Origin of the sequence: Kitasatospora acidiphila (genome assembly GCF_006636205.1) — a bacterium.
Taxonomy (GTDB): domain Bacteria; phylum Actinomycetota; class Actinomycetes; order Streptomycetales; family Streptomycetaceae; genus Kitasatospora; species Kitasatospora acidiphila.
Window position 1 is genome coordinate 7,183,907 of the sequence record NZ_VIGB01000003.1, and the last position, 24,061, is coordinate 7,207,967.

23 protein-coding genes are annotated in these 24,061 nt (G+C 69.8%); 11 read left to right on the plus strand and 12 right to left on the minus strand.

Annotated elements, in window-relative coordinates; genetic code table 11:
• The first annotated feature begins 24 nt into the window (after nt 1–24).
• A complete protein-coding gene (locus E6W39_RS34010; RefSeq protein WP_228718490.1) occupies nt 25–1,383 on the plus strand; it encodes a hypothetical protein in 1,359 nt (452 codons plus the stop codon).
• 29 nt (nt 1,384–1,412) lie between these two features.
• Here E6W39_RS34010 and E6W39_RS34015 read toward each other — a convergent pair whose 3' ends face one another.
• A complete protein-coding gene (locus E6W39_RS34015; protein WP_141636746.1) occupies nt 1,413–2,750 on the minus strand; it encodes a DUF2254 domain-containing protein in 1,338 nt (445 codons plus the stop codon).
• A gap of 79 nt (nt 2,751–2,829) precedes the next feature.
• Nucleotides 2,830–3,309 (minus strand): MarR family winged helix-turn-helix transcriptional regulator, encoded by a 480-nt coding sequence (locus E6W39_RS34020; RefSeq protein WP_141636747.1) that lies wholly within the window; start codon nt 3,307–3,309, stop codon nt 2,830–2,832.
• A 142-nt stretch (nt 3,310–3,451) separates the two neighbouring features.
• Here E6W39_RS34020 and E6W39_RS34025 point away from each other — a divergent pair, with 142 nt between their 5' ends.
• Nucleotides 3,452–3,865 carry an organic hydroperoxide resistance protein gene (locus E6W39_RS34025; RefSeq protein ID WP_101379345.1) on the plus strand — a complete coding sequence of 138 codons (414 nt, stop codon included), beginning with the start codon at nt 3,452–3,454 and terminating at the stop codon, nt 3,863–3,865.
• 103 nt (nt 3,866–3,968) lie between these two features.
• Here E6W39_RS34025 and E6W39_RS34030 read toward each other — a convergent pair whose 3' ends face one another.
• From E6W39_RS34030 to E6W39_RS34060, 7 genes are all read right to left on the minus strand, one after another.
• Nucleotides 3,969–4,793: an SAM-dependent methyltransferase gene (locus E6W39_RS34030; RefSeq protein WP_181799569.1), complete on the minus strand. Its 825-nt coding sequence runs from the start codon at nt 4,791–4,793 to the stop codon at nt 3,969–3,971.
• A gap of 172 nt (nt 4,794–4,965) precedes the next feature.
• Complete coding sequence (locus E6W39_RS34035) at nt 4,966–6,150, minus strand: MFS transporter (protein WP_228718492.1); 1,185 nt, start codon at nt 6,148–6,150, stop codon at nt 4,966–4,968.
• A complete protein-coding gene (locus tag E6W39_RS34040) occupies nt 6,147–7,604 on the minus strand; it encodes a GMC family oxidoreductase (RefSeq protein ID WP_141636749.1) in 1,458 nt (485 codons plus the stop codon). Before E6W39_RS34040 ends, E6W39_RS34035 begins: the two co-directional genes overlap by 4 nt.
• The gene (locus E6W39_RS34045; protein ID WP_141636750.1) at nt 7,601–7,984 is read right to left on the minus strand and encodes a hypothetical protein; all 384 of its coding nucleotides are present in this window, start codon (nt 7,982–7,984) and stop codon (nt 7,601–7,603) included. The genes E6W39_RS34040 and E6W39_RS34045 overlap by 4 nt, the downstream gene beginning before the upstream one ends.
• Complete coding sequence (locus E6W39_RS34050) at nt 7,981–9,426, minus strand: aspartate aminotransferase family protein (protein ID WP_228718493.1); 1,446 nt, start codon at nt 9,424–9,426, stop codon at nt 7,981–7,983. The genes E6W39_RS34045 and E6W39_RS34050 overlap by 4 nt, the downstream gene beginning before the upstream one ends.
• A complete protein-coding gene (locus tag E6W39_RS34055) occupies nt 9,419–10,963 on the minus strand; it encodes an NAD(P)/FAD-dependent oxidoreductase (protein ID WP_220140302.1) in 1,545 nt (514 codons plus the stop codon). The genes E6W39_RS34050 and E6W39_RS34055 overlap by 8 nt, the downstream gene beginning before the upstream one ends.
• 8 nt (nt 10,964–10,971) lie before the next feature.
• Entirely contained in the window at nt 10,972–11,931 is a 960-nt protein-coding gene (locus E6W39_RS34060) for a glycosyltransferase family 2 protein (protein ID WP_141636751.1), read from the minus strand.
• A 580-nt stretch (nt 11,932–12,511) separates the two neighbouring features.
• Here E6W39_RS34060 and E6W39_RS34065 point away from each other — a divergent pair.
• Nucleotides 12,512–13,969, plus strand: a complete 1,458-nt coding sequence (locus E6W39_RS34065; protein WP_407658529.1) for an MFS transporter — start codon at nt 12,512–12,514, stop codon at nt 13,967–13,969.
• A gap of 15 nt (nt 13,970–13,984) precedes the next feature.
• Here E6W39_RS34065 and E6W39_RS34070 read toward each other — a convergent pair whose 3' ends face one another.
• The 3 genes from E6W39_RS34070 to E6W39_RS34080 all read right to left on the minus strand — a co-directional run bounded on the left by E6W39_RS34070 (nt 13,985) and on the right by E6W39_RS34080 (nt 16,716).
• A complete protein-coding gene (locus E6W39_RS34070; RefSeq protein ID WP_228718494.1) occupies nt 13,985–14,518 on the minus strand; it encodes a DinB family protein in 534 nt (177 codons plus the stop codon).
• 144 nt (nt 14,519–14,662) lie between these two features.
• Nucleotides 14,663–15,376, minus strand: coding sequence for an SDR family oxidoreductase (locus tag E6W39_RS34075; RefSeq protein ID WP_141636753.1), 714 nt, complete (start codon nt 15,374–15,376; stop codon nt 14,663–14,665).
• Nucleotides 15,373–16,716, minus strand: coding sequence for a tetratricopeptide repeat protein (locus E6W39_RS34080; protein ID WP_141636754.1), 1,344 nt, complete (start codon nt 16,714–16,716; stop codon nt 15,373–15,375). Before E6W39_RS34080 ends, E6W39_RS34075 begins: the two co-directional genes overlap by 4 nt.
• A gap of 458 nt (nt 16,717–17,174) precedes the next feature.
• Between E6W39_RS34080 and E6W39_RS34085 the strand changes: the two genes are divergently transcribed.
• The 8 genes from E6W39_RS34085 to E6W39_RS34120 all read left to right on the plus strand — a co-directional run bounded on the left by E6W39_RS34085 (nt 17,175) and on the right by E6W39_RS34120 (nt 23,987).
• Entirely contained in the window at nt 17,175–17,507 is a 333-nt protein-coding gene (locus tag E6W39_RS34085; RefSeq protein ID WP_323809168.1) for an ATP-binding protein, read from the plus strand.
• A gap of 79 nt (nt 17,508–17,586) precedes the next feature.
• The gene (locus E6W39_RS34090; RefSeq protein ID WP_141636756.1) at nt 17,587–18,807 is read left to right on the plus strand and encodes a cytochrome P450; all 1,221 of its coding nucleotides are present in this window, start codon (nt 17,587–17,589) and stop codon (nt 18,805–18,807) included.
• Nucleotides 18,804–19,301, plus strand: a complete 498-nt coding sequence (locus E6W39_RS34095) for a dCTP deaminase (RefSeq protein ID WP_141636757.1) — start codon at nt 18,804–18,806, stop codon at nt 19,299–19,301. Before E6W39_RS34090 ends, E6W39_RS34095 begins: the two co-directional genes overlap by 4 nt.
• Complete coding sequence (dcd, locus tag E6W39_RS34100) at nt 19,298–19,831, plus strand: dCTP deaminase (protein WP_141636758.1); 534 nt, start codon at nt 19,298–19,300, stop codon at nt 19,829–19,831. Before E6W39_RS34095 ends, dcd begins: the two co-directional genes overlap by 4 nt.
• Complete coding sequence (locus tag E6W39_RS34105; RefSeq protein ID WP_141636759.1) at nt 19,824–20,489, plus strand: hypothetical protein; 666 nt, start codon at nt 19,824–19,826, stop codon at nt 20,487–20,489. Before dcd ends, E6W39_RS34105 begins: the two co-directional genes overlap by 8 nt.
• Nucleotides 20,486–22,300 (plus strand): amino acid--tRNA ligase-related protein, encoded by a 1,815-nt coding sequence (locus E6W39_RS34110; protein WP_141636760.1) that lies wholly within the window; start codon nt 20,486–20,488, stop codon nt 22,298–22,300. Before E6W39_RS34105 ends, E6W39_RS34110 begins: the two co-directional genes overlap by 4 nt.
• Entirely contained in the window at nt 22,297–23,133 is an 837-nt protein-coding gene (locus E6W39_RS34115; protein ID WP_141636761.1) for a class I SAM-dependent methyltransferase, read from the plus strand. Before E6W39_RS34110 ends, E6W39_RS34115 begins: the two co-directional genes overlap by 4 nt.
• The gene (locus E6W39_RS34120; protein WP_141636762.1) at nt 23,130–23,987 is read left to right on the plus strand and encodes a class I SAM-dependent methyltransferase; all 858 of its coding nucleotides are present in this window, start codon (nt 23,130–23,132) and stop codon (nt 23,985–23,987) included. The genes E6W39_RS34115 and E6W39_RS34120 overlap by 4 nt, the downstream gene beginning before the upstream one ends.
• The last annotated feature ends 74 nt before the right edge of the window (nt 23,988–24,061 follow it).

Here is a 24,061-nt window from a genome sequence, read left to right on the forward strand (position 1 = left end):
TGGGAACCGATGATGACCGACCGTGTGAGCCTCACGGAGGACTACCTGAAGCGGGTCAAGGCCTCCGGCGCCACGGCCCGTGAGCTGATCGGGCGGATGCCCGAGTCCAAGCAGCTGACCACCTTCTACGGCAACGACTTCCTCTCCCGCCCCCTCTTCCTCGGCCACCAGGAGAAGGTGCGCCTGGAGCACGACATGCGGGTCTGGCACGACGCGGTCGAGAGCCTGCCGGACCGCCTCTTCGACGGCGACCTGGGCGCATTCGCACGCGCGGTCGGGATGACCGAGGTGCAGGTCTCGGCGGTGCTGAAGGGCCGCGGTGAGCGGATGACCCGGCAGTCCCGGGCCGACCTCTACTGCACCGAGGACGGCGAGTTCAAGATGCTGGAGTGCAACCTCGGCAGCGCGCTGGGCGGCATGGACAACGGCGACATGGCCGCCGCCCTGCTGGAGCACCCGGTGCTCGCCGAGTTCGCCGCCGAGCACCGGCTCGGCTACGTGGACACCACCGAGGTGCAGGTGGCCAACACCCTGCTGGAGTCCGGCTACGCCCGCACCGACAAGCCGGTTGTGGCGCTGGCCGACTGGCCGACCAGCTACCAGACCCTGGAGTCCTACAACCGGCTGCTCTGCGAGCGCTGGGGCCGCTACGGGCTGGAGGCCTACGCTTGCCACATCGGCGAGTTGGAGGTCCGGGACCGCCGGGTCCGGCTGGACGGCCGCCCGATCGACCTGGTCGTGCGCTGCTTCATGATCGAGGACATCCTGGAGTCGCCCGAGGCGCCCGCCCTGATGGCCCCGGTGCTGGAGGCCGCCGAGGCCGGCTGGGTGCGGATCTTCACCCCGATGGAGACCGAGGCCTTCACCAGCAAGGGCGCCCTCGCGATGCTCTCCGACGAGCGCAACCGGAACCTGTTCTCCGCCGCCGAGCTGGAGAGCCTGGACCGGCTGCTGCCGTGGACCCGGATGGTCCGCGACGACAAGGTGACCCTGGAGGACGGCTCCCGGGTCGACCTGCTCGGCTACGCCCTGGACCACCGCGAGTCGCTGGCCCTCAAGCCGACCCTGTCGTACGGCGGTCGCGGTGTGGTGCTGGGCTGGGACCAGAAGGTCACCGCCGCGCAGTGGGAGCAGGAGGTCCGTTCGGCGCTGGACGGCCCGTACCTGCTGCAGCGCCGGGTGGACCCGGCCATCGAGTACTTCCTCGACCCGCAGGGGGAATGGACGCCGTGGCTGGTCTCCTGGGGGGTGTTCAACGGGGTGGACGGCTTCGGCGGGTGCCTGGCCCGGGCCGTGCCGGTCTCCTCGGGCGTCGGCGTCATCAACGTCAGCGGCGGCGCGCTGGCCTCCTCGCTGCTCTACGAGCTGCCGCCGGAGGACTGACCCGTCGCGCCGGCCCGCCGGCCGAGCCGTCAGCCGAGCTCGTCGTGCACCGCCAGCACCATCAGGTAGTGGCGGTGCACGGCCTCGCGGTCGGCCGGTTCGGTGACCGAGTCGGTGTTCAGGCGGTCGATCATCTCGGCCTGGTCGAGCAGCACCGGGCGCTGCTCGGCGGCCACGGTCGCGTGCATGATCTCGGCCAGCGCGTCCAGCTGGCGGATCAGCACGGCCGGCATCCCGACCGCGGCCTGCCGGATCTTCTCGAAGGAGCGCTCCACCAGCCGTTCGTAGCTCACCGGTTGGGCGATCACCCGGATCCGTCCGTCGTCGTCCCGGTGCACCGGGTTGGGCTGCCACTGGACGGCGATCCGGCACAGCCCCTCACCCAGCCAGTCGACGCAGGTGAGCGCGGTGAAGGTGTCGTTGACGGCGGTGGAGAGGGCGCGGATCGCGATCTCCACCAACTGGTCGACGGCGAAGGCCATGTCCTGGGCCAGGGTGCGCGAGGGACCGGTGAGGTGCGCCCGGGCGAAGCTGCGGGCCAGCGCGGGGGCGGCCTCGGCGGGCCAGACGGTGGCCAGCTGGTGCCCCTGCACCAGGAAGTGGCCGGGGCGGTGGTCCAGCCGGATCACCGCGTCCAGCTCCTGGGCGATCCGCACCAGGCTGCGGTGCCGGACGAACTGCAGATAGCCGCTGGCCGGCGCCGGGACCGGGGCGCCGGCCGCGTCCAGCCGCGCGTTCAGCTCGTCCGCCGACGGCCCGCGGGTCACCGAGCCGGCCCACTCCGGCTCCCCGGCGCCCGCCTCGATGGCCTGGGAGAGCTCCGCCGCGATGCCGGCGATCACCTGGGGCAGCTGGATGGAGACCGCGATGTGGTGGATGAAGTAGATCAGCACCGCCAGGTCGGCCAGCACCAGCACCATGCAGACCGTGATCGACAGGTGCGGCACGAAGTCGCCGTGCGAGGCCGGCCCGATCGAGATCAGCGCCAGCATCGCGTAGACGAAGGTGGCCACGAAGGTGCCCAGGGTCAGCTGGGTGGTGCGGTCCCGGATGAAGACGCGCAGCATCCGCGGCCCGAACTGGGTGGACGCCAGGGTGAGCGTCACGATCATGATCGAGAAGACCACGCCCACCACGGTGATCAGCGAGGCGGCGATGGCCGCCAGGATCTGCCGGGCCGCGTCGGCGGTGCCGCTGATCACCCACGGCGGCAGGGTCAGCGAACCACGGTAGGCGGCGCGGTCCAGCCACCAGGTGACGAAGAACAGCGCGGCGGCGAGCACCACCTCCAGGATCGGCACCAGCCACAGGTTGGTCCGCAGCGCCTCCCGGCGCCACTGCGACTCCAGGTGCACCCGGCTGATCATCCTTCCAGCGTAGGCAGTGGCGCTGGTGATCGCAGGCTCAGCCGCAGGTGGCGGGACCGCAGGCGGCGGGATCGCAGGCTCAGCCGCAGGCGGCGGGGGAGTCGGGCAGCTCGGCGGTGTCCAGGGCGGCGGTCAGCCGGTTGATCCGGTCGCGAAGCTCGGCGACCTCGGCCACGTCCAGGCCGGTGGCGGCGGCGATCCGGCCCGGCAGGCGGGCGGCCTGCTCGCGCAGCGCGGCGCCGGTGGCGGTGGGCCGCACGGTGACCGAGCGCTCGTCCACGGCGCTGCGCTCCCGGCGCACCAGCCCGTTCGCCTCCAGCCGCTTGAGCAGCGGCGACAGCGTGCCGGAGTCCAGCCGCAGCTGCTCGCCGATCTGCTTGACGCCCAGCTCGCCGTGCTCCCAGAGAACCAGCATCACCAGGTACTGCGGGTAGGTCAGGCCGAGCTCGGAGAGGACGTCGCGGTAGAGCGCGTTGAAGGCGCGGGAGGCGGCGTGCAGGGCGAAGCAGATCTGGTTGTCCAGGCGCAGCCAGCTGTCGTCCACCAGGTCCTCGGTCATGGGACCAGCGTACCAATGCGGGCGAATTAGTTGCGCACAACTGAATTGTGTGATGCCATTCTGGTGGCACGAACGCACGAGACGCACCACTCGACTCGATCCGATCCGCGGATCCGATCCGACGAAGAAGGACGGTTACCCCATGACCGCGCTGTACACCGCCGTCGCCACCGCCACTCACGGCCGTGAGGGCCGCGCCGTCAGCTCGGACGGCCTGCTGGACGTCCAGCTGGCGCTGCCCGTCGCGCTCGGCGGCAACGGCCAGGGCACCAACCCCGAGCAGCTCTTCGCCGCCGGCTACGCCGCCTGCTTCGCCAGCGCCCTCGGCCTGGTCGGCCGGGAGGCCAAGGTGGACACCTCCGAGGCCGCCGTCACCGCGGAGGTCGGCATCGGCAAGGACGACACCGGCTTCGGCCTGTCCGTCGTGCTGCGCGTCGAGCTGCCCGACGCCATCGACCAGGCCACCGGCCGCGCCCTGGTGGAGCAGGCGCACCAGGTCTGCCCGTACTCCAAGGCGACCCGCGGCAACATCGCGGTGGAGCTCGTCATCGAGTAGTCGGCCTGACCTGACGGGCTGTCAGGTACTGTCGAACGCGAACCGCCCGGGTGCGAGAGCTGTGCTCGCACCCGGGCGGTTCGGTGTCCGTGAGTCTTCGGTGCTACGGCTTGCGGGCCACCGCCGCCGCGGCCAGCCGCAGCACGGGGTTGTCGCTCAGCGCGGGGGTGTCGGCCTCGGGGCGCCACTCGGAGACCGTGACCACGCCGGGGTCGACCAGCTCCAGGCCGTCCAGGAACGCCGCCACCTGCTCCAGCGAGCGGAACTGGGCCCGCCCGACGCCCTGGCGCAGCACCGCCTCGGCGGCCGCCGCCTCGGGGTCGTCCCCGGCGGCCAGCAGGTGGTGCACGAAGACGTAGCTGCCGGACGGCAGCGCGTCCACCAACTCCCGCAGCAGGCGCGCCGGTTCCTCCTCATCCAGGACATAGTGCAGGATCCCGCAGAGCAGCAGGCCGACCGGCTGCTCGAAGTCGATGTGCGCGCGCAGCCCCGGATCGGCCAGCAGCTCGGCGGGCTTGCGCAGATCGCCCTCGACCACGACGGTCCGCTGGTTGTCGGCCAGCAGCGCCCGCGCGTGGGACAGCACGATCGGGTCGTTGTCGACGTACACCACCCGGGTTTCGGGGGCGGCCGACTGCGCGATCTGGTGCACGTTGTCGGCGGTCGGCAGGCCGGAGCCGATGTCCACCAGCTGCCGCAGCCCCGCCTCGGCCACCAGGTGCCGCACCACCCGCCGCAGCACTGCCCGCTGCGCCCGCACCCCGAGGTGCACCTCCGGCAGCATCTCCTCGATCCGCCGGCCCAGTTCGCGGTCCGACGGGAAGTTGTCCTTGCCGCCGAGCAGGTAGTCGTAGACGCGCGCGATGTTGGGTGCGGGGGCCTCGGCGCCCGGGGGCTGCCAGGTGGCGGGGGGCTGCTGCTCGGGCACGTCACTCTCCGTTCCGTCTGGTTCGCCGCGTGCGTGCGAGGTCTCGCCGAGCGGTCCAGGCGCGGAAATGATCTCCGATCAGACGGGCGCTGGCAATGGCCAGTTCGATCGCTCGGCACGGCTGGGTCAGTTGCTCGGCACGGCCGGGCTGCGCCGAGCCGAACAACTCCCGTCAGTCCGCCCGGGTTGCCCGGGTCGCCCGGACCAGCCAGGCCGTCGCGGCCAGGCAGAGCGCCGACACCACGCTCAGCACCACCGGCACCGCCCGGATCCCCGACCACTCGATCGCCTTGCCCAGCGCCGGACCCGCCGCCACCCCGCCCACCATCGAGGCGGCGATCACCAGCGCCCCGGCCCGCTGCGCCCGCGGCGCCGCCCGGTTCAGCCAGGGCAGCCCGGTCGGGAAGATCGGGGCGATGAACAGGCCGACCCCGGCATAGGCGTAGGGCGCGGCCGGACGCACCGTGGCCAGCAGCAGGCAGACCGTCATCCCGGCGCAGGACACCGCGATGATCGCCTGCGCCGAGAAGCGCAGTGCCAGCGGCGCGACCAGGAACCGGCCCAGCGTCAGCATCAGCCAGTAGACCGAGGTGGCGGTGGCCGCCAGGCCGGTCGCATAGCCGATGGTCTCCAGATGGGTCGGCTCCCAGCCGCCCACGCCCGCCTCGATGCCCACGTGCAGCACATAGAGCAGCACGAAGACGCCCAGCACCGCGGCCAGGCTGCGCCCGCGGGCGTCAGCCGGGCCGGGCGCCTCGGCAACCCGCTCGGTCTCGCCCACCCCGCGCAGGCAGAGCGCCAAGGGCAGGCACGCCACCGCGAACACCAGGAAGACCACCGGGTAGTGGCGCACCCCCACCGCGCCCACCAGCACCGGGCCGAGGATCGCGCCGATCCCGAAATGGGCGTTGAGGATGTTGAGCATCGCCGTGGAGCGCTGCCCGAAGCCAACCGCGAACAGCCGGTTGAGGCCGTAGTCGATCCCGCCGAAGCCCAACCCGGCCAGCAGCGCGGCGCCCAGCGCGGGCGCCCAGGACGGCGCCAGCGCGAACCCCGCCGCGCCGAGGGCCATCAGCAGGTGCGAGGCGGCCAGCACCCGGCGGTTGCTGATCCGCCCGTACACCCGGTCGAAGAGCAGCACCCCGGCCACCCCGCCCACGAAGTGCGCGCTCAAGGCCAGCCCCGCCGCCGACGGGGAGAGTCCGAACTTGGGCCGCAGCCCCGGGATGGCCGGCCCGTAGAACGCCTGCAGCGCGCCGATCAGTACGAAGGCCGCGCATGAGGCCACCACGGCGGTGCGGCTGAAGACTCCGGTGCTGCCGGCCGTTGGCCTCTCCACTGTCACTGCTTCGGTCACGCGCTCTCCAGATGGCGGCCCACGATCTCATGGGCGAAGGACATGATGGTTCCCTGCGGACTGATGCCGGAGGCTCCCGGCAGCACGCTCGCGTCACACAGGTGGAGATTGGCCAGGCCGTGCGGCCGACCGCGATCGTCACAGACACCGCCGCGCTCCGGCAGCGCCATCCGGCAGCTGGCCATGCCGTGGACGGAGACCAACTCCCAGTCTCTGGGCCGCACTTCGGAACAGAACCGGTCCACCTCGGCGGCGTTGCGCAGGGCCGGTGCCGAACTGCTGGGTGGCAGCAGCTCGATGGCCCCCGCGGCGAACAGCAGTCGCGCGGTGCGGCGGAACGCCAGCCGCAGCGCATGGTGGTCGGCCCGGGTCAGCCCGTGCCGCAGCAGCGGTGCGCCGCCCACCGCCCCGAGCAGCGTGGCCGACCCCTGCATCCGCACCTGGGTGGTGTACATCCCCAGGTGATCCCACTGCTCCAGCAGCGAGTTGACGGTCTTGGGAGAGCGTCCGGCGAGCGCCGCGCCCAGCCCGCCCCGGGTCAGGTTGGACGGCATCACCAGCAGGCCGAGGTCGGAGAACTCCTGCACCTGGGCGGTGAACATGGTGCCCTGGTGGGCCTTTACCGGTCGTCGGAACCTGGCCACCGTCCGCAGGTTGAGGTGCAGCGCCAACTGCCGTCCTGCCGTGCGCCGTTGGATTCCGCTGCGGCGCAGCAGCACCGGCGTGCCGATCGGGCCGGCCGCCAGGAAGACGGTGCGCGGGCGGTAGCGCACGGCCCGCCCGTCGGCGGCGGTGGCCTCCACGGCGACCACCCGGCCGCCGGTGTGGACGATCCGGCGCACCCGCACTCCCGCCTCGATCACCGCGCCGGCGGCCTCGGCGCGCGGCAGATAGCTGAGCGCCATGCTCTGCTTGGCGCCGCTCGGGCAGCCCGTGGCGCACTGGTTGCGGTGTCGGCAGCCCGACACCACGCGCTGCGGATGCTGCCAGCGCCAGCCCAACTGCTCGGCGGCCCTGGCCAGTAGCCGGGAGTCCGCGTTGCCGTCGCCGTGCTGCTGGACGATCATGCCGAGCCGCCGGGCCACCTCGGCGAAGTGCGGGGCCAGGGCGACCTGCCGGTAGCCGCCGTAACCGGTCCAGGCGGCCCAGCGATCCAGCAGCGCGGCCGACGGCTCCCAGAGCAGACCGCCGTTGACCACCGTGGTGCCGCCCACGCAACTCGCCTCGCCATAGGCGATGGTGGGGGTGCCGAAGATCGCGGTGGCGCCCGCGTTGCGGTAGAGCCGGCGCATTGAATCGGCCGGGGCGGCGGCGGCCAACTCGGCGGTGGAGACCCGCGGTCCCTCCTCCAGCACGGTCACCGACCGCCCCGCGCGGGCGAGTTCCAACGCGGCGACCGAGCCGCCCGCACCCGAGCCGACCACCAGGGCGTCGCAGTCGATCAGGTCGCTCATCGGGTGCCCCCGGTGAGTACCCGCACGGCCGGGCGCTCGGCGGGCACCGTGCCGTCCAGCGCGCCGTACAGCGCCAGCGCGGTGGTTACCCGCAGCACCTCGGCGTATACGGGGACCCGGCGCAGCCTTGCCATGGTCTGACTGATCGTCAACTCATCGGCGGTTCTCGGGTCTCGGTGCGCGATCAGGCGGAAGGCTAGCGGGAAGAGCCGCAGTGCGGCAGCCACCGTCCAGCGGTAGCCGGCCGGCATCCGGGCCAGACTCAGTGCCGTGTGCCGCACCGCCCGGTCACCGGACGCAGTGGGCCGCAGCGCCTCGAACTCGGCCGCCCAGCAGACCGGTAGCCCAGAGGCGCGCAGGGTGGTGGCGAGCCGGCTCATCCGGTCGCCTTCTCCCGCACCAGGCCGGCCAGCAGCCGGACCGGCCCCTGGTCCAGCACCTCGTCCAGCGCGTTCAGGAAGAGCTCCGCCTCGTCCGGGCCGGCCACCAGCGGCGGCGAGACGATCAGCGCGATCAGCCGGTTGGAGCCGAAGAAGGTGAGGATGCCGTGGTCCCGGTAGAGAGCCGCGATCACCGCGGCGGTGAGCAGTTTGGACAGTGCCTGCGGATCCTTGGCGGCGCTGGTCGGCAGCATCGAACGCAGCGCGTCGGGCAGCTTGGGACCGGGGTTGAGGAAGACCCCGTGCAGTGCGCCGCGCCCCTTGACGTCGTGCACCAGCCGCGGGTGCCGGGCCGCGAGCTTCGCCAGGCCGGTGCCGAGCAGCTCGCCCAGCTCCCGGGCCCGGCCCGGGAAGTCCTCCTCCACCGCGACGGCGACCGCCTCCAGCGCGGTGGCCGTCTCCTCGCCGAAGCCGTAGTAGGTGGTGCTGTGCAGGGTCGCGTCCGACAGGTTGTCGTAGGCGGCCCGGAAGATCGGCTCGCGTGCGATGTAGCCGGAGATCGAGGCCTTGCCGCCGCCGAAGGACTTGGAGGTGGTCACGATGTCCGGGACCAGGCCCGGGTGGTGCATGAAGTGGAAGAGCGCACCCGTCTTGCCCCACCCGGTGTACACCTCGTCGAAGATCAGCACGATGTCGCGCTCGGTGCAGATCCGCCGCACCTCGCGCAGGAAGCCCGCCGAGCACTCCCGCAGGCTGGAGGCGCTGAACGGTTCCAACAGCACGGCGTAGACGTCGCTTTCGCCATCGGAGGCGGTGTGCCGGTCCAGTGCCAGCAGGAACGACGCCAGGTCGTCGTAGCCGAAGCTGTCGGTGCCGGGGATCTGCGGGTACGGGAAGTGCAGCTCGGGCGAGGCGGTCAGGCTGGCCGCGCCCAACAGCTTGCCGTGGAAGGCGATGTCGCTGTGCAGCACCGTGCCGCGCCGCCCCTGGTGGTACTTGTAGGCCAGCTTGACCGCGCCCTCCACGGCCTCGGCACCGGAGTTGGGGAAGTAGCTGACGGTCAGGTCACCGGGCAGCAGCGCGGCCAGGTTGTGGCCGAGCGCCGCCACGTAGGGCGAGAGGTAGTTCTTGTGCACCTCCATCCGGCGGGACTGCTGGAACCGCTGCCGGGCCCGCAGGATCCGGGGGTGGTTGTGGCCGTGGCTCAGCACCCCGACGCCGCCGGTGAAGTCCAGGATCCGCCGCCCGTCCCGCAGTTGGATCCAGCAGCCCTCGGCATGGTCCACCAGATCGCGGCCGAAACCGAAGGAGCCGATCAGCGAGACCTGGCTGCGGCTGACGTGGCGCCGGTAGAGCTCGTGGACCTGGTCGGTGGTCAGCTGCTCGGCCTGGTCGATGGTGATGAGCCGGCCGCTGGTCGGCTCGGGTACGAGTTCAGCCACGGGAACTCCCGGTGGCGAGGGGCTGCGTGGTCGGTGCGGGCCGGCGGTCGGCGATCAGCCGGCCGACCCGCCGGCCGTCCCGGACCGCGTAGTTGATGCCCCGGTCCTCCGGGAACACCTGCGCCATGCCGGCCAGGTAGAGGCCGCCGACCGCCGACTCCACGGCGGGCATGGTCCGGGTGTAGTGCGGGGTGATCACCGGCTGGGCGTACTCGGCCCGCCAGACGTGGTAGCGCTCAACCCAGGAGCGGTCGAACCGGGGGAACATCCGCTGGATGTGCGGCAGGCTGTACTCGAAGACCTCCTCGTCGGTCATCGTGTACAGCGAGGCGTCGGTCGGCAAGTACTTGGAGAGGTAGACGATGTGCCGGCCGCCGTAGCGCTCCGGCCGGTCCAGGTTGGTGTGCTCGATCACGCCGACATAGGGGAAGCTCGGGTCGTTCACGTTGAGCCAGTAGGTGTCGGAGAGCCGGCGGCTGTTCTCCAGCACCAGGCACACGTTGCCCAGGTAGTCCACCGCCCGCCAGCGGCGCAGCAGTTCGGGCAGCGCCGGGTGGCCGTGGGCCTCCGGCCGGTCGAGCAGTTCGGCGGCAGCCTGCGGGGCGCAGGTCAGCAGCACCTGGCGGGCCGGGTGGAACTTGCCGCCGGCCAGCACGCCTTGCACACCGTGGCCCGCCAGGACGCCTGGTACGCCACCGTTCGCCAGCCGGACCGCCTCGACGGCCTGCCCGGTGCGGAACTCCACGCCCAGCGACTCCAGATGGCTCCGGAACGCGGACAGCAGGGCCTCGCAGCCGCCCTTGAGGTAGTAGAGCGTCTCCTTGCCGGCCTTGGTCCGGCTGCCGCCGCGCAGATGGAGCTTGGTCCACATCCAGGTGGCGCCCACCTGGTCGGCGTACTTGCCGAACTTGCCCTCCAGCAGCGGGCGCCAGACCACCTCGTAGACCCGCCGCCCGCCCAGTGAGATCAGCCACTCCTCGGCGGTTCGTGACTCCAACTCCCGCCAGTGCTTGACCCGTTGGGCGCGCAGAGCCATGATGCCCAGGCGGATCCGGTCGGAGATCGCGAGCGGGGCGAAGCGCAGCACGTCGAGCGGTGCCGAGAGCCGGTAGACGTTGTTGGCGTAGTAGACGCCGGTGCGGGTCTCGTGCGCCTCCAGCAGGTGCGAGATACCCAGACGGGCGCAGAGCTCCAGCATCTCGTGGTCGGAGGAGAACCAGTGGTGGTAGAAGCGGTCCAGCCGGTGCCCGTCGGCCTCGAAGGTGCCGGCCAGGCCGCCGATCTCGGGTGCGGCCTCGATGACCCGGCAGCGCAGGCCCTGGCCGGCCAGCTCCAGCGCGGCGGACAGGCCGGTGAAGCCGGCGCCGACGATGACCACGTCGACCGGGGGTTCGCTTTCCAGAGGCTCGGTGGTCATTGCTTCGGCGTTCACGGCTTCGGTGGTCATTGCTTCGGTGTTCTCGGCTCCGGTGTTCATTGCTTCGGCGTCCACCGCCTTGGTGTTCACCGCTTCGGCGTTCGTTCCTTCGGTACTCAAGGGGGTGTTCAAAGGGTGACCCTCTCGACGATGGGCAGCGGGCTCGCGGCCCGGTCGAACCGTTCTTCGATGACATAGCCGGGGCGGTCCTGCACCTGCCGGAACACCGTGTGGAGGTACTCGCCGAGGATGCCGATGGCCAGCGCCTGGACGCCGAACTCGGCCGGACGCACCAGCAGTCGGGCATCCCGGCGGACGACGGCCGTGGTCAGCCCGCCGGCCAGCGCCGCGGCCCCGAGACTGGTGGACAGCCGCAGCGGCGCGATCGACCCGGACAGCAGTCCGCGGCGGGAGAGCGCGAGCATCCGGCGCAGGGTGTACTTGGACTCGCCGGCCACCCGCGGGGCGCGGTCGTACTCGATGCTGGTCTCCGTGAACCCGAACCAGCTGACGGCGCCGCGCAGATAGAGGTCCTTGTCGCGGATCCGGACCAGCTGGTCGACCACCTGACGGTCCATCAGACGGAAGTCGCCGGTGTCCACGGCGGTCGGGTGATCGGAGAGTGCGTTCAGCAGCCGGTAATAGGCGTAGGCGGTGGCCTTCTTGAAGGCGGTCTCGCCGTCCCGGCTGCGCCGGCGCGCGGAGACCACCGACCACCCTTCGCGCCAGCGCGCGGCCAACTCGGGGATCAGCTCGGGCGGATCCTGCAGATCGGCGTCGATCACCACGACGGCGTCGCCGACGGCCTCCCGCAAGCCGGCCAAACACGCTGCCTGGTGGCCGAAGTTGCGGCTGAAGCGGATGGCTCGCACGGTCGGGTCGCGGCGTGCCAGTGAGACCAGCAGCTCCCAGGTTCCGTCGGAGCTGCCGTCGTCCACATAGATCTGTTCGCAGGTGTAGCCGTTCATGCCGCGCAGGGTCGCGGCGAGGCGGGCGTGGGTCTGGTGCAGGGCCCCCGTTTCGTTGAAGCAGGGGATCACGATGCTGAGCGTCGGCGGTCTCTCGTCGAAGACTCGTGTCTTCGGCACGGCTCACCTCTCAAGGGGATCGGTGGGCGGTGACGGCCCACTCCCGCGTCGCACCGCACGCCGCCCCGCGGGCAGGCCGGCCGGCTCCGCGTGGGAGCGCGGTGGCAGGCGGCCGCCGGGGCGATGTGGTGTGCGGTAGGGGAGTGGGCGTCCTGGACTTCGAACAGGCAGGTCTGCTCTAGGCGACCGACCGGGCCGCGGCGGACTCCGATGTCCGGCGGCCGGGGAAGATCTCAACGCGTCTGTACAATTTCACATTGTCCGAGTGTTCGTCAACGTTGGATTCTGATCGACTGGTTCCGGTCGCAGGGGGTCGAGATTCGGCTCGTGCTGTTGTTTCCGCTTGACGGGTCGACGGCCATGGCGATCCGGCCGCCCCGGAGGACCTGAATCCATCACAATCGAACAAGTCCAAACATGCTCGTGATCTTCACCTGGCCGGCACGAGCCCGGGCATGGCGGCCGCCTGATCGCCAGGACGCGCGGCAGGATGGTGACGCGTCATCGGGACGGGTGCGCCAGGGTGCTTCGGCGGGTGGCGGGCCCGGCACCGGACCGCCCCGACCTCAGGAGCTGCGCCTTGGACCTCACCCCGCCCAGCCGTGCCACCGGCGACGCTCCCGGCGGGCCCGAGCTGGACGAGGCCGCCCAGTTGGCCGAGCGCCGCCGCTGGCAGGCGCTGGGGGTCTGCCTGCTCGTCGGGTTCATGAGCCTGCTGGACGTCTCCATCGTCAACGTCGCGCTGCCCTCGATCGAGCGAGGACTCGGGGCGAGCGAGGCCGACCTCTCCTGGGTGCTCTCCGGCTATGCGCTCACCTTCGGCCTGACCCTGATCCCCGCCGGAGTGCTCGGCGACCTGTGGGGACGGCGCACCGCGTTCCTGGTCGGCCTGGTGCTGTTCGCGGTGTCCTCCGCCGCCTGCGGGCTGGCCCCCACCGCCACGGCGCTCGTCGTCTCCCGGCTGGTCCAGGGCATGGCCAGCGGTCTGCTCGGGCCGCAGATCACCGGGCTGATCCAGGAGATGTTCAGCGGCCCCGCCCGAGCCCGCGCCTTCGGCTACTTCGGCACCACGGTCGGCCTGGCCACCGCCGTCGGACCACTCTCCGGCGGGCTGCTCATCAGCCTGGCGGGCGGTCAGAGCAGCTGGCGGTGGGTCTTCATCGTCAATCTGCCGATCAGCGTGGTCGCCTTCGTACTGGCCCTGCGGCTGATCCCCCGCAGCACCGGCGGCGGCCTCGCCGCGGGCGGCCGCCGCCGGGTCGACCTGGTGGGCGTGGCGCTGCTGGCCGCCGGACTGCTCGCCATCCTGCTGCCCCTCGTCCAGGCGCAGCAGTGGAAGGGCGCGACGAAGTGGCTGCTGATCCCGCTCGGCGTCCTGCTGCTGGCCGGCTTCGTCGGGTGGGAGCGGCGCTGCCGGCTACCGCTGGTCGACCTCTCGCTGTTCTCCCTCCGCAGCTACCGCTACGGCGTGCTCCTCGGCCTGCTCTACTTCGCCGGGTTCACCCCGATCTTCTTCATCTTCACCCTCTTCCTGCAGCGCGGCCTCGGCTACAGCGCCCTCCAAGCCGGCGCGGCGATCACGCCGTTCGCGATCGGCTCGGGCGTCGCGGCGACGGTCGGGGGCCGGCTGGTCAGCCGGCACGGCCGCACGGTGATCATCGTGGGCCTGGTCGCCGTGATCATCGGCACCCTGGCAACCGCGCTCGCCGTCCACGAGGTCCCCGGGCACGCCGCCGCCCTCGCCACCGCCGCACCCCTGGCCCTCGCGGGCATCGGCTCCGGGCTGACCATCTCGCCCAACGTGACCCTCTCCCTCGCCCCGGTCCCGGTCGCCCGCGCAGGCACGGCCGGCGGCGTCCTGCAAACCTCCCAGCGCCTCGGCACCGCCATCGGCGTCGCCTGCATCGGCGCCGTCTTCTTCGCCCACCTCGCGCAAGACGGCAACTGGGCGGCCGCCTTCCAACTGGGCGTCCTGGTCGCCACCGCCTTCGAGGCCACCGCCCTGCTGTGCGCGTTGGCCGACGCTCGCCGGCCCTGACGCCCTCCTACTTCCTTACCTCCCGACCGCCCCGTCCGCCTGCTCCCGCAGGATGTCGGCATGCCCGGCATGCCGCGCGGTCTCCTCGATCATGTGCACCAGAATCCAGCGCATCGACCGCGGCACCCCGTTCTTCCCAGTCGCCCGCGCCGCCACCTGCCCCAGGTCACCACACCGCGCGATGATCGCATTCGACCGCACCACCGCCGCCCGATACCCGGCGACCACCGACTCCTCGGTGTCCTCCGCCGCCAACTCCATCCCGAAGTCCGGCACTTCCTCCTCAGCGCCGTCAAACACCCACTCAAACCAGTACATCTCGGCCTCAGTCAGATGCTTGACCAGCCCCAGCAGATTCGTCCCCGACGGCACCCCCGGCACACGCGCCAGGTCCCCCTCCAGCCCCTGCGCCTTGGCGACGACGCCCTCACGCAGGTAGTCCAGGAAGGCCAGCAGGGTGGCCTTCTCGTCAGAGTCCACAGTCGGCGGCTTGACATCGGCGCTGGCGGGGCGGGTGTTGGTGTCGGTGCGCAGTTGATCATCAGTCACGGGTGCACCCTAGGGGTGCTACGGAGGACGGCGCCAGGCCGGGTCTCCGGCGTGCCTGTCGTGACTGCTGCTGACATCGTGCGCACTGGATATACGAAAGCGATTCAGCCAAAGGGCTCGGCCTTGTCCTACCGCTGTAGGGGCTCACCAAGGCAGGGGCTTCCTGTTGTATAGCAACTGCCCTGTAGGCCCGTCATCTGGCAGGGTGGCGAGCCAGATTGGAGTGTCGGCTCCTTCGCTCGGGACGCGCTCGGTCTCTCCGTATGCCATCCGGGTATTCATGCGACCGGGTGATGCCGCATTCACCAGGATGCCGGTGCCTTCGAGTTCAGTGGCGAGGATTCGGGTCAAGGCGTTCAGGCCAGCCTTGGAGACCCGGTAGGAGACATTGGTGTCCGCCATTGTGGCCAAGGATCCCATGTGGCTGGAGATGTTCACGATCCGCCCGTAGCCGTTGCGTTGCATCTCGGGGATGGCGGCCGCGCATACTCGCCATGCGCCGAGGAGGTTGGCGTCGAGGGTGGCGTGGATCTTCTCGAAGTCAGGGGCGGAGGCATGCTGGCCGCGGTCGATGGCGATGCCGGCGTTATTGACCACGACGTCGAGTCGGCCGTGGAGTCCGGCGATGTCCGCGATTGCACGGGCAATACTGGCGGGGGAGGTGACGTCGAGTTGGTGCGCTGAGACGTCGAGCCCTTTCGAGCTGAGCGCTGCGGCCTGTTCATGACCGGCACGGTCGTCCCGTGAGCCGATCACGACATGGAGGCCCTGCTCGGCGAGGCCTGTGGCAATGGCCAGACCGAGGCCGCGGTTCCCACCGGTGACCAGAGCGATGCGCTGTGGGAGAGAGTGACTCATGCGGTAAGTGTGGCGAGTTGGCTGTCAAGATAGATCAGCCGATGGTCGGACTTTGCGAGCTGGAGTTTCTCGCGAACTCGCAGGGCTCTGACGATGTTCCGTTGTGAGGGCGCCTCGTGGATGAGGTCCAGTGCTGATGTCAGGAGTTCTGCCGCCTGCTCAGTCTCCCCGAGAAGGACCTGCGCGGAGGAGGCACGGACGATGTAGGTTGCGCGGTCACGGACCTTGTTGTCAGGCATGAGAGCGAGCGCTGTTGTGAAGCTTCGCTCTGCTTCAGATGCCCGTTGAAGGTCGAGGTGGCAGGTACCGACCTGGGCGTGGAACTCGGCCTCATCGAAGTACTTCGTCCAACTGGGTTCGGCGTCGGTCACCGAGATGCGGCCGAAGGCTCGGTCGGCCGAGACCAACGCGCGGTCACAAGCCGCCCGGTTGCCGAGGGCGGCTTCGGCGCGGGCCTGGCGCAGCATCAGCATGGCTTCTGTTCGCGGAGCTGCGCGAACAGCGCCTTCTGCCGCGCTGACGGCCAGTCCGAGGGCCTCCTGTAGGCGGCCGAAGTCGTAACACTGCAGGCTCATCGACTTGAGGATGTTCGCGCCGATCGCGCGGTCGTCGCTGGTGTGGGCGGCGTGTAGAGCCGATAGCCAGTATCGCTGGGCTGCGGCATGCAGGCCAGCGTCGAAAGAGGCGAATCCGGCGATCCTGCCGAGTTCAGCAGCGAGGCGGTGAAGGCGTCGGCCAGCGGCTGCGGAGTAGGAAGACTTGGCGAGGATTTCCGTGACGATGCTCAACTCGGCGTCCATCAGTCGTCGAGCCCGCTCACCACCAGCCGCGGCTTCCAGAGCACGCAGTCGCGGCAGTCCCTCTTCCATCTGCGTGACCAGCTCATCACTTGCCCGGCCCCCGGCCAGGACAGAAGTCAGGGCCGGCGTCTCGATGTTGAGCCAATCATGCGCCAGGCCGATCAGAACCGGCCCGGTCAGTTTCATGAATCCCCGGCGATCCAACACGGCGTGCTCCAGAGCGTGTTCCAGTGACTGCAGGCTTCCATGTACGTTCCAAGGAAAGCACGCCGGGATGGGATCGCCATCCGGTAACCACCCAGGCCAGCCGAGTGTCGTAACGCGGTCCGCTGAGACCTCGAGCTCGGCGGCTAACGCCAGTTGGCTCGGCAAGTCTGGCACCACGCCACGGTGCTCCCAACGCCATGCCTTCTCGCGGCGGGCTGCCGCGTTCCTGAGGCGTTTCGCGACCACATCAACGACGTCCTGGTACGTCCAACCGCGGACCTCGCGGACATAGCTGAGGGGATGAATGAGCACATCCTCGGACCTACGGTTCATCGTGGACCTCCCTGTCCGTGTCCGAGAGTAGTACTGCGATCACTCAAGGGTCAGCCTATCGGTCGGGTTGAGCTCCGGTTCCCGGGGCGGAGGCTACAACGAGACAACAGCCAGGGTGTGGCACCCGCCAGCTGTGGAGCGGTTGGCTGGTTGCGCACGCCAGCAGGTCGGCGCCCCTACCCAAAAGGGATCGGGGCGCCGCGTATCACCAACGTGCCGATGGCACAGGTGAGCTGGCGCTACATCGGGCCGTCGACCTGCGAGGGCGGCAGAGGCCGTCGGGAGAGTCATGTCCATTTTCCCACCCCGGGCTGGAGGCTGACCGAGTGCGAGGAGGAGGTGAGCAGATGCCGTCGCGGGAGACGACCAGCGGAACCGGGGCGGTGCCGACGCTGGTCTTGGTGGCGGACCGGCCCGCGAGAGGAGCCCAGGTGGACTGCGGCATCGCGTCCGGTCCGATGGCTGCGCGAACGGCCCGACGGGCAGTTCGGGATGAGTTCGGTGCGTGCGTCCCGTCGAGTACGGCCGCTGATCTCGAACTGATCGTGGCTGAGTTGGTGGAGAACGCCAGCAAGGTCACGGAGGTGGGTGAGCCCGTCCACCTCGGCGTCCGGGCGATCGGTACCGACCTGCTGATTGAGGTCACTGACTCGTCGGAGCTGACCCCGGTCCGTCGCTGTGCCTCGGAGCTGGACGAAGGCGGGCGCGGTCTCCTCCTGGTACAGGAGCTGACCAGCCTGTGGGGCTGGCACCCGGTGGAGGGCGGAAAGGTCGTCTGGGCGGTGCTCTGAGTGGGCTCCGGCGACCGACAAGCAGCACGTCGTTACGGGCTTCGAGGCCCGCACCAAGCAACCAGGAAGGAGTAAGCCAGTGAATCAAGCAACTGTCTTGGCCGCGCTGCAAGGCGATGCGCCCGATAGCGCCCTTGCCGAACTCGCTGCCGGCCCCCGGGCCATCGACTGTCCGGACCTCGGGAACGGGCGCCTCGTCTTCCCGCGCTACCGGGAGGTCCGCCACCTGCTACGGGACCCGGCCTTCATCTGCGCCCCCACTGCGGCGGGGATGCTCAGCGCGCTGCCGGCGGAGCTGCGTGAACTGCTGGCCCCGGTCGCGTCCTGGGTGCTGTATGCGGACCCGCCGCTGCATCCGAGGCTTCGGACCTTGATGGCCAAGGCATTCAGCCCACGGCGGATCACCGATCTCCGGAGCACCATCGTGCGGACCGCCGACGCCCTTGTCAGTGAGTTCGCCACGAAGGGCGGTGGTGACGCCGTCACCGAGCTGGCCGAGCCTCTGCCGGTACGCACCATCAGCGCCCTTCTCGGCATCCCGGAGGCCGACCAGGGCGTCGTCAAGGCATGGTCGGACGACGTGGTGCTGGTTGCAGAACCGGAATTGACGGAGGATCGGCAACAGCTCGTCGCTCTCGCTTGGCAACGCCTCGCCAGGTATTTCGAAGGCGTTGTCGACGAGCGCCACGCCAGGCCTGGCAATGACATCATCTCCGGGCTGGTACAGGCAGAAGCCCAGGGCGACCGCCTGACCACCGAGGAGATCACCGCCAACTGCATCGCTCTGCTCGTCGGCGGCCACGAGACGACCAGCAGCCTGATGTCCAGCCTCTTCATCGCGGCGGCGGCCCACCCGGAGCATCGTGAAGCAGTTGTCATCGATGACACGTTCGCCGCCGGCTTCGTCGAGGAGGTCCTCCGGCTCGATGGACCGTCGAAGATCACGGCACGTGCGGCCGTCTACGACACCGACGTCTTCGGCATTCCGGTGGTCGCCGGGCAGCGCCTCGTTCTGCTCCAGGCCTCCGCCAACCGGGATCCGGAAGTCTTCGCCTTCGCAGAGGAGTTCCGCCCCGAGCGGCACCCCAACCCGCACCTCGGGTTCGGCCATGGACCGCACGCCTGCTTCGGTGCGGCGTTGGCCCGCATGCAGGCCACCGCGCTGCTCCAGGCATTCATGCGCGAGTCGGAGGCGCTCAGCATCGACCGTGCGGGAGTCCGTTGGAGGTCGTCTCAGGTCCTGCGGTCCGCAGCCCGCATGCCGGTGACCTCCAAACGCGTGTTGGGAGGCACCGCGTGATCCTCACCGGTCCCTTCATCACCCAAGAGGTACGGGCCGGCCGGATCATCATCGAGCCGTTCGACCCTGAGGCCGTCAACCCGAACAGCTACAACTACCGCCTCGGTAAACGCCTCAAGCGCTACGACCAAAGCGAGGGCCGGTTCGTCGAGCTGGAACTGCCCGGGAACGGGTACGTCCTCAGCCCCCACCGGATGTACCTCGGTCACACCGTCGAGACCATCGGCAGCTCCGTCTACGCCATGTCGCTGATCGGCCGCAGCTCGATGGGACGCCTGGGCCTGTTCCTGCAGCTGTCTGCCGACCTCGGTCACACCACCTCCTGCCACCGCTGGACGCTGGAGATCGTGGCCACCCGCCCGATCCGCATTTATCCCGGCATGGTCGTCGGCCAGGTTTCCTTCTGGTGCAACGCCGGGACCATCCGCCCGACCCCGGCGCTATACGCCACCTTCAACGAGCCCTGCGAGTCACGGATCGGAGCACCCGAGTGATCCTCACCGGACCGGAGATCGCCAAACAGGTCGGCAGCGGCCGCATCACCGTGGCGCCTTTCGACAACTCCCGCTGCACCACCAACTCCTACGACCTCGCCCTGGGCCGGCGTCTTGCCCTCTACCAAGACGAGGTCCTCGACCCCCGTCGTGAGCCGGCGTACGAACTGCGCGACATCCCGGACGACGGCTACCTGCTCGCCCCGGGCGACTTCGTGCTCGCCGAGACGGCCGAGCAGATCGGAAGCGACAACTACGTTCCGCTGATCCACGCGAAGTCGGGTACCGCCCGCCTCGGTCTGTTCGTCCATGTCACCGCCGACCTCATCGACCTCGGTTTCGTCGGCTGTTCCACGCTCCAGCTGTACGCCACGCTGCCTGTCCGGATCTGGCCGGGCATGCTCATCGCTCAGGTCACGTTCTGGGTGCCGTACGGCCCGATCGAGCTCTACCAGGGCAAGTACCAGCACGCGGATGGCCCGCAGGTCTCGCGCAGCTACCAGGACCACCCAGGGGTGGCGAATGGCTGAGAAGCCCGGCACCGGATTCGAGCTCATCCAGCGGCAGGCCGCTTGCACCTTCGCGGCTCGGGCACGAATCGAAGCCGTAGCTCCGTTCCACGGCGCCGACGCCCGGGAAGCCGGGCTGGCTGCAGCCGGCGCTCTGGCAGACCTCACCGAGTGCGCGGGCACCGACGAGTTGGACGGACTCCTCATCGAGCTCACCGACGCCCGCCACGGCTTCAGCCTTGAGACCGTCGCCGTGACCACTCGCGAGGTCCTCGTGGGACTGCTGGAAGCAGACGGCAATGATGCAGCGGAGGCACTGAGCAACGCCGGCGCGGAACACTGGTGGCTGACCCTGTGCGGCACCCGGTGGTTCGCTCTGGCATTCGCCCCCTGCTATCCGGCCGACTCGCCCCGGTTCACCCTCGGCTCCCGTTCCACCTTCCTGCTTCTGCAACCGGTGGCCTCCTTCGACCGGCACGCGACGCCCCGAGGCTCAGTCATCGCCGAGGAAGTACGGCAGATGATCCGCCACGCGTATGCCTCTGTGGGGTGCCCGTACGACACCGACCTCGCCCGGCAGGACGTCGAGGCACTCAAGTTCGTGTGGCCTCTCCGTCAGGGCGACGCCCCGGTGCAGTGGTGGCGGAGCGGTACCGGAGGCCGGAGGGAGCCGGCGTGAGATCAGTTGTCGGCTACAGCCTGCTCGCCGCGCAGATTGCGGCAACTCATGCCGCATTCCCGAGGACTACTTGGGACGCCCCAGGGGAACTGCTCGACGCGGCGCGCGCGCTTTTCGCCACGGATGCCGGTGAAGCACCGGAGGGTGCTGAGGACCTGCTCGCCGGAATCGCCAGCCTCCTCGCCCACGGCCCCTACCCCGCAGTGCAGCTCCACGGTCACACCAGCGGTTCCACGCTGCCGACCGCCATCCGTCCGGAACGGCCGTACGGACCTCCCGAGGAGGACGTGCTCCTCCATGCGATCAGCGTGGCCAGGCCTCCGGGGACAGAGCCCTGGCCCTCAGGTCCGGCAGACCTGGTGCGGCTCGGGCGGGTGACACCCGTGCTGACCGGGGCCATACCGTGCCGCACGGTCGTGCTGAGGGCTGCCGCGGCTCGCTACTTGCTGCGCCGCCTGCTGCCCACTGATGACGCTCAACGGCGTTGGCTATTACGACGGATTGCCTGGCTCCTCGATCCTCGTAACGACGACGCCGGCTCGCTCCTGCTCCGGCTCATGGGGCCGGAGGACCCGCTGGTCGCCCACTTGGGCGATCACCTTCACCAGGCGAGTCAGCCGGGGGTATCCGAGCCGTTCCCATTCTCCGAACGGCAGGACGGACAGATCGAGGACGGCGTGATCCGCCGCGGTGGACGGATCCTCGCCCTCCGCAAGCACCGCTGCATCAGCTTCGCCGATCTGCATTGGGACAGTTGCACGGAGCAGCTCGCTATCGGACGCGACCTGGCCGCAGGGCTACGAGCCGGAGACCTGGTGGCCGTTCGCGGGACCCAGGGGGTCAGCAGCACCGGTCAGCCCACGGTGTTCGTATCGCATCTGGAACGCCATCAGTCCGGCGCTCTTCGGGCCGTTCCCGAGGCTTCTGCTGCGAGTACAGCGCTGCGGTTGACACGTACGCACCTGGCCGATGGCGGATTCACCGAGGTGATCACTCCAATACTGACGGACAGTTACTTCGGCGGCGCGGCACGCCCTTTCAGCACGTGGGCCGCCGCAGCGGAACGCCGTCAGTACCTTCGTGTCACCACCGAGCTCGCCCTGCTGGACATCATCGCCTCCGGAACGAGCCGCTGCTACGAGATCGGCCCCAGCTTCCGCAACGAGGGCCTACGAGGGCAGCCGGCCAAGGAGTTCCTCATGCTGGAGGCGTATGCCGCAGACCTCGACCTCGCGAGCATGACGGAGTACGCGGTCACCCTCATCAGCAGCGTGACCGCGCAGCGGGGACCGTTGCGCAGACTGTCGTTCGACGATGCATTCAGAGAGCTCTCCGGCGTGGATCCGTCAGACGCTTCGGCGATCCACGCCCTGGCCATCGAGCGGATCCCTGTCACCGCCGCCCGCACCGACGACCCCGACATCCTGGCCCGCCGCCTGTGGCGCAGCACCCTGCGGCACCGGTTGCAGGGGTTCGTGGCCGTTGAGAGCATTCCCGGCCCTGGCTCACCGCTGATCGCCGGAACCGGGCGGGCCGCCCAGCGGATTTGGCTGTATGTCGACGGCCTTGAAGTGGCCGAGGTCAGCCGCAACGAGCTCGATCCCGGGGTGCTCGCTGATGCCTTTCAGCGGCAGTTCGCCCATGACCCGCGTCCCGTCCACCGCGACTACCGGCAGGTTATCGCCATGTTCGAGAGCGGTGTCCCGCCCTGCGCCGGCCTTGGACTGAGCGTCACCCGGCTGGTGCAGCTTGCTCGCCGGGACGGCCTGCCACTGACTGTCCCCTCGCCTCGAACGGAGCAGTTGCAATGAAATCGCCCACGACCGCCGCTGACTTGGACCAGGCTGAATGGCTGGCTCGCAACCAGGCGATGTGGGATGCGCGCGTCCCGCTTCACACGGCCAGTGATTGGTACGGCCTCGACGGCTTCCGAAACGGCGGCGTCGCGCTGGACGACCTGGAGCTGGCCGGAGTTGGCGACGTTCGAGGCCGGAGCCTGCTGCACCTCCAGTGCCACTTCGGCCTCGGCGCCCTCTCCTGGGCCCGGCTCGGCGCCGACGTCACCGGTATCGACTTTTCGACAACGGCCATCGCCCAGGCTCACGCGTTGGCCCGGGAGTTGGACGTGCCGGCGCAGTTCGAACGGGCCGAAGTGTCCACCTGCCGACTCGGCCGCACCTTCGACATCTGCTTCACCTCCTGGGGCGTCCTCATGTGGCTCCCCGACCTCAGCGCCTGGGCGCGCACCATCGCCGAACACCTGCGACCAGGGGGCGAGTTCTTCCTCGCCGAAGGGCACCCGCACCTGTTCATCTGGGACGACGAGCGCGACGGCGCCGGCTACCTGCCCCGCAACCCGTACTTCCGCCACCGCGAACCCGTCGTCGACGCCGAGGCCGGCACCTACGTCGACGACGGCCAGCGGATCGGACACGCGCAGTACCGCTGGAACCACCCGCTCTCCGAGGTGGTCACGGCTATCGCCGACGCCGGACTGCGCATCACCGAGCTCACCGAACACCCCCGCCTGCCCTGGCGACCGCTGGCTTGGATGGTTCCCGACCGGCGGCCCGGCTGGTGGCGCATCGACCGCGACCCGTTCCCGCTCAGCTTCACCCTCAAGGCCGTCAAGGAGAACGCATGAGCACGACCTCTTCCCGCCCTCGCCTCTGGCCGATTTCCAGGATCCCGCGAAGCGCCGACGACGTATGGTCGGCCGCCTACCCGGACTTCGTCGCGATGGTCAACCAGACCAACGTGATGCCCGGCGCGTACGCCACACTCAACACCTGGGCGCTGCACTCCCGGATGGGTCAGAACTCCACCGTTCTCGATGTCGCCTGTACCACCGGCTTCTCCTCCCGGGAACTTGCCCACCTCACCGGATGCAGTGCGACCGGGTTCGACCTGTCCGCCGACTCCGTAGCGCTCGCCCGGTACAACCACCACGACACCGGCCACGATCTGCGGCTGGAGTATGTCCAGGCCGACGGGACCACTTACGCCCCGCACCGCACCTTCAGCCACATCGTCGTCGGCGCGGCTCTCGGCTTCTTCCCCGACCCCGCGGCCATGGCCGCGCGGCTCCCGCACCTCCTGAACGACGGCGGCTACGTGCTCGCCTCGCCGTTCTGGAGTAGCAAACCGCTGCCTCCGGACGTCGCTGCGCTGCGCCGCGACGTCTTCGGTATCAGCAGCCCCATGGAGACCTGGGAACAGGCACGGGCACTCTTCAAAGGACTCGACGTCCTATACCAGGCCGACCACGCGCTTGCGCCCGAGAGCGATGCCGATATCGAGCACTACAGCGTCTCCACGGTCGACCGAGTATGCGAACAGTCCGGCGTCGAGGACCCGCTCGTACGAGCGGCGATGCTCTCCCGGCTGTGCTCGATCAAGCGAGCCACCAACCGGCTGCGCGAGCACCAGAGCTACTCGGTCCTCGTTCTGCGCTACAACGCGAGCACCTACCCCCGCCGCTTCGTCGAGCTCTTCTGATCAACGGCTGGGAACCATCCGAGACGAAGGTGCACCAAGTGATCGTCTTTGTGAACGGCCCGTTCGGCGTCGGC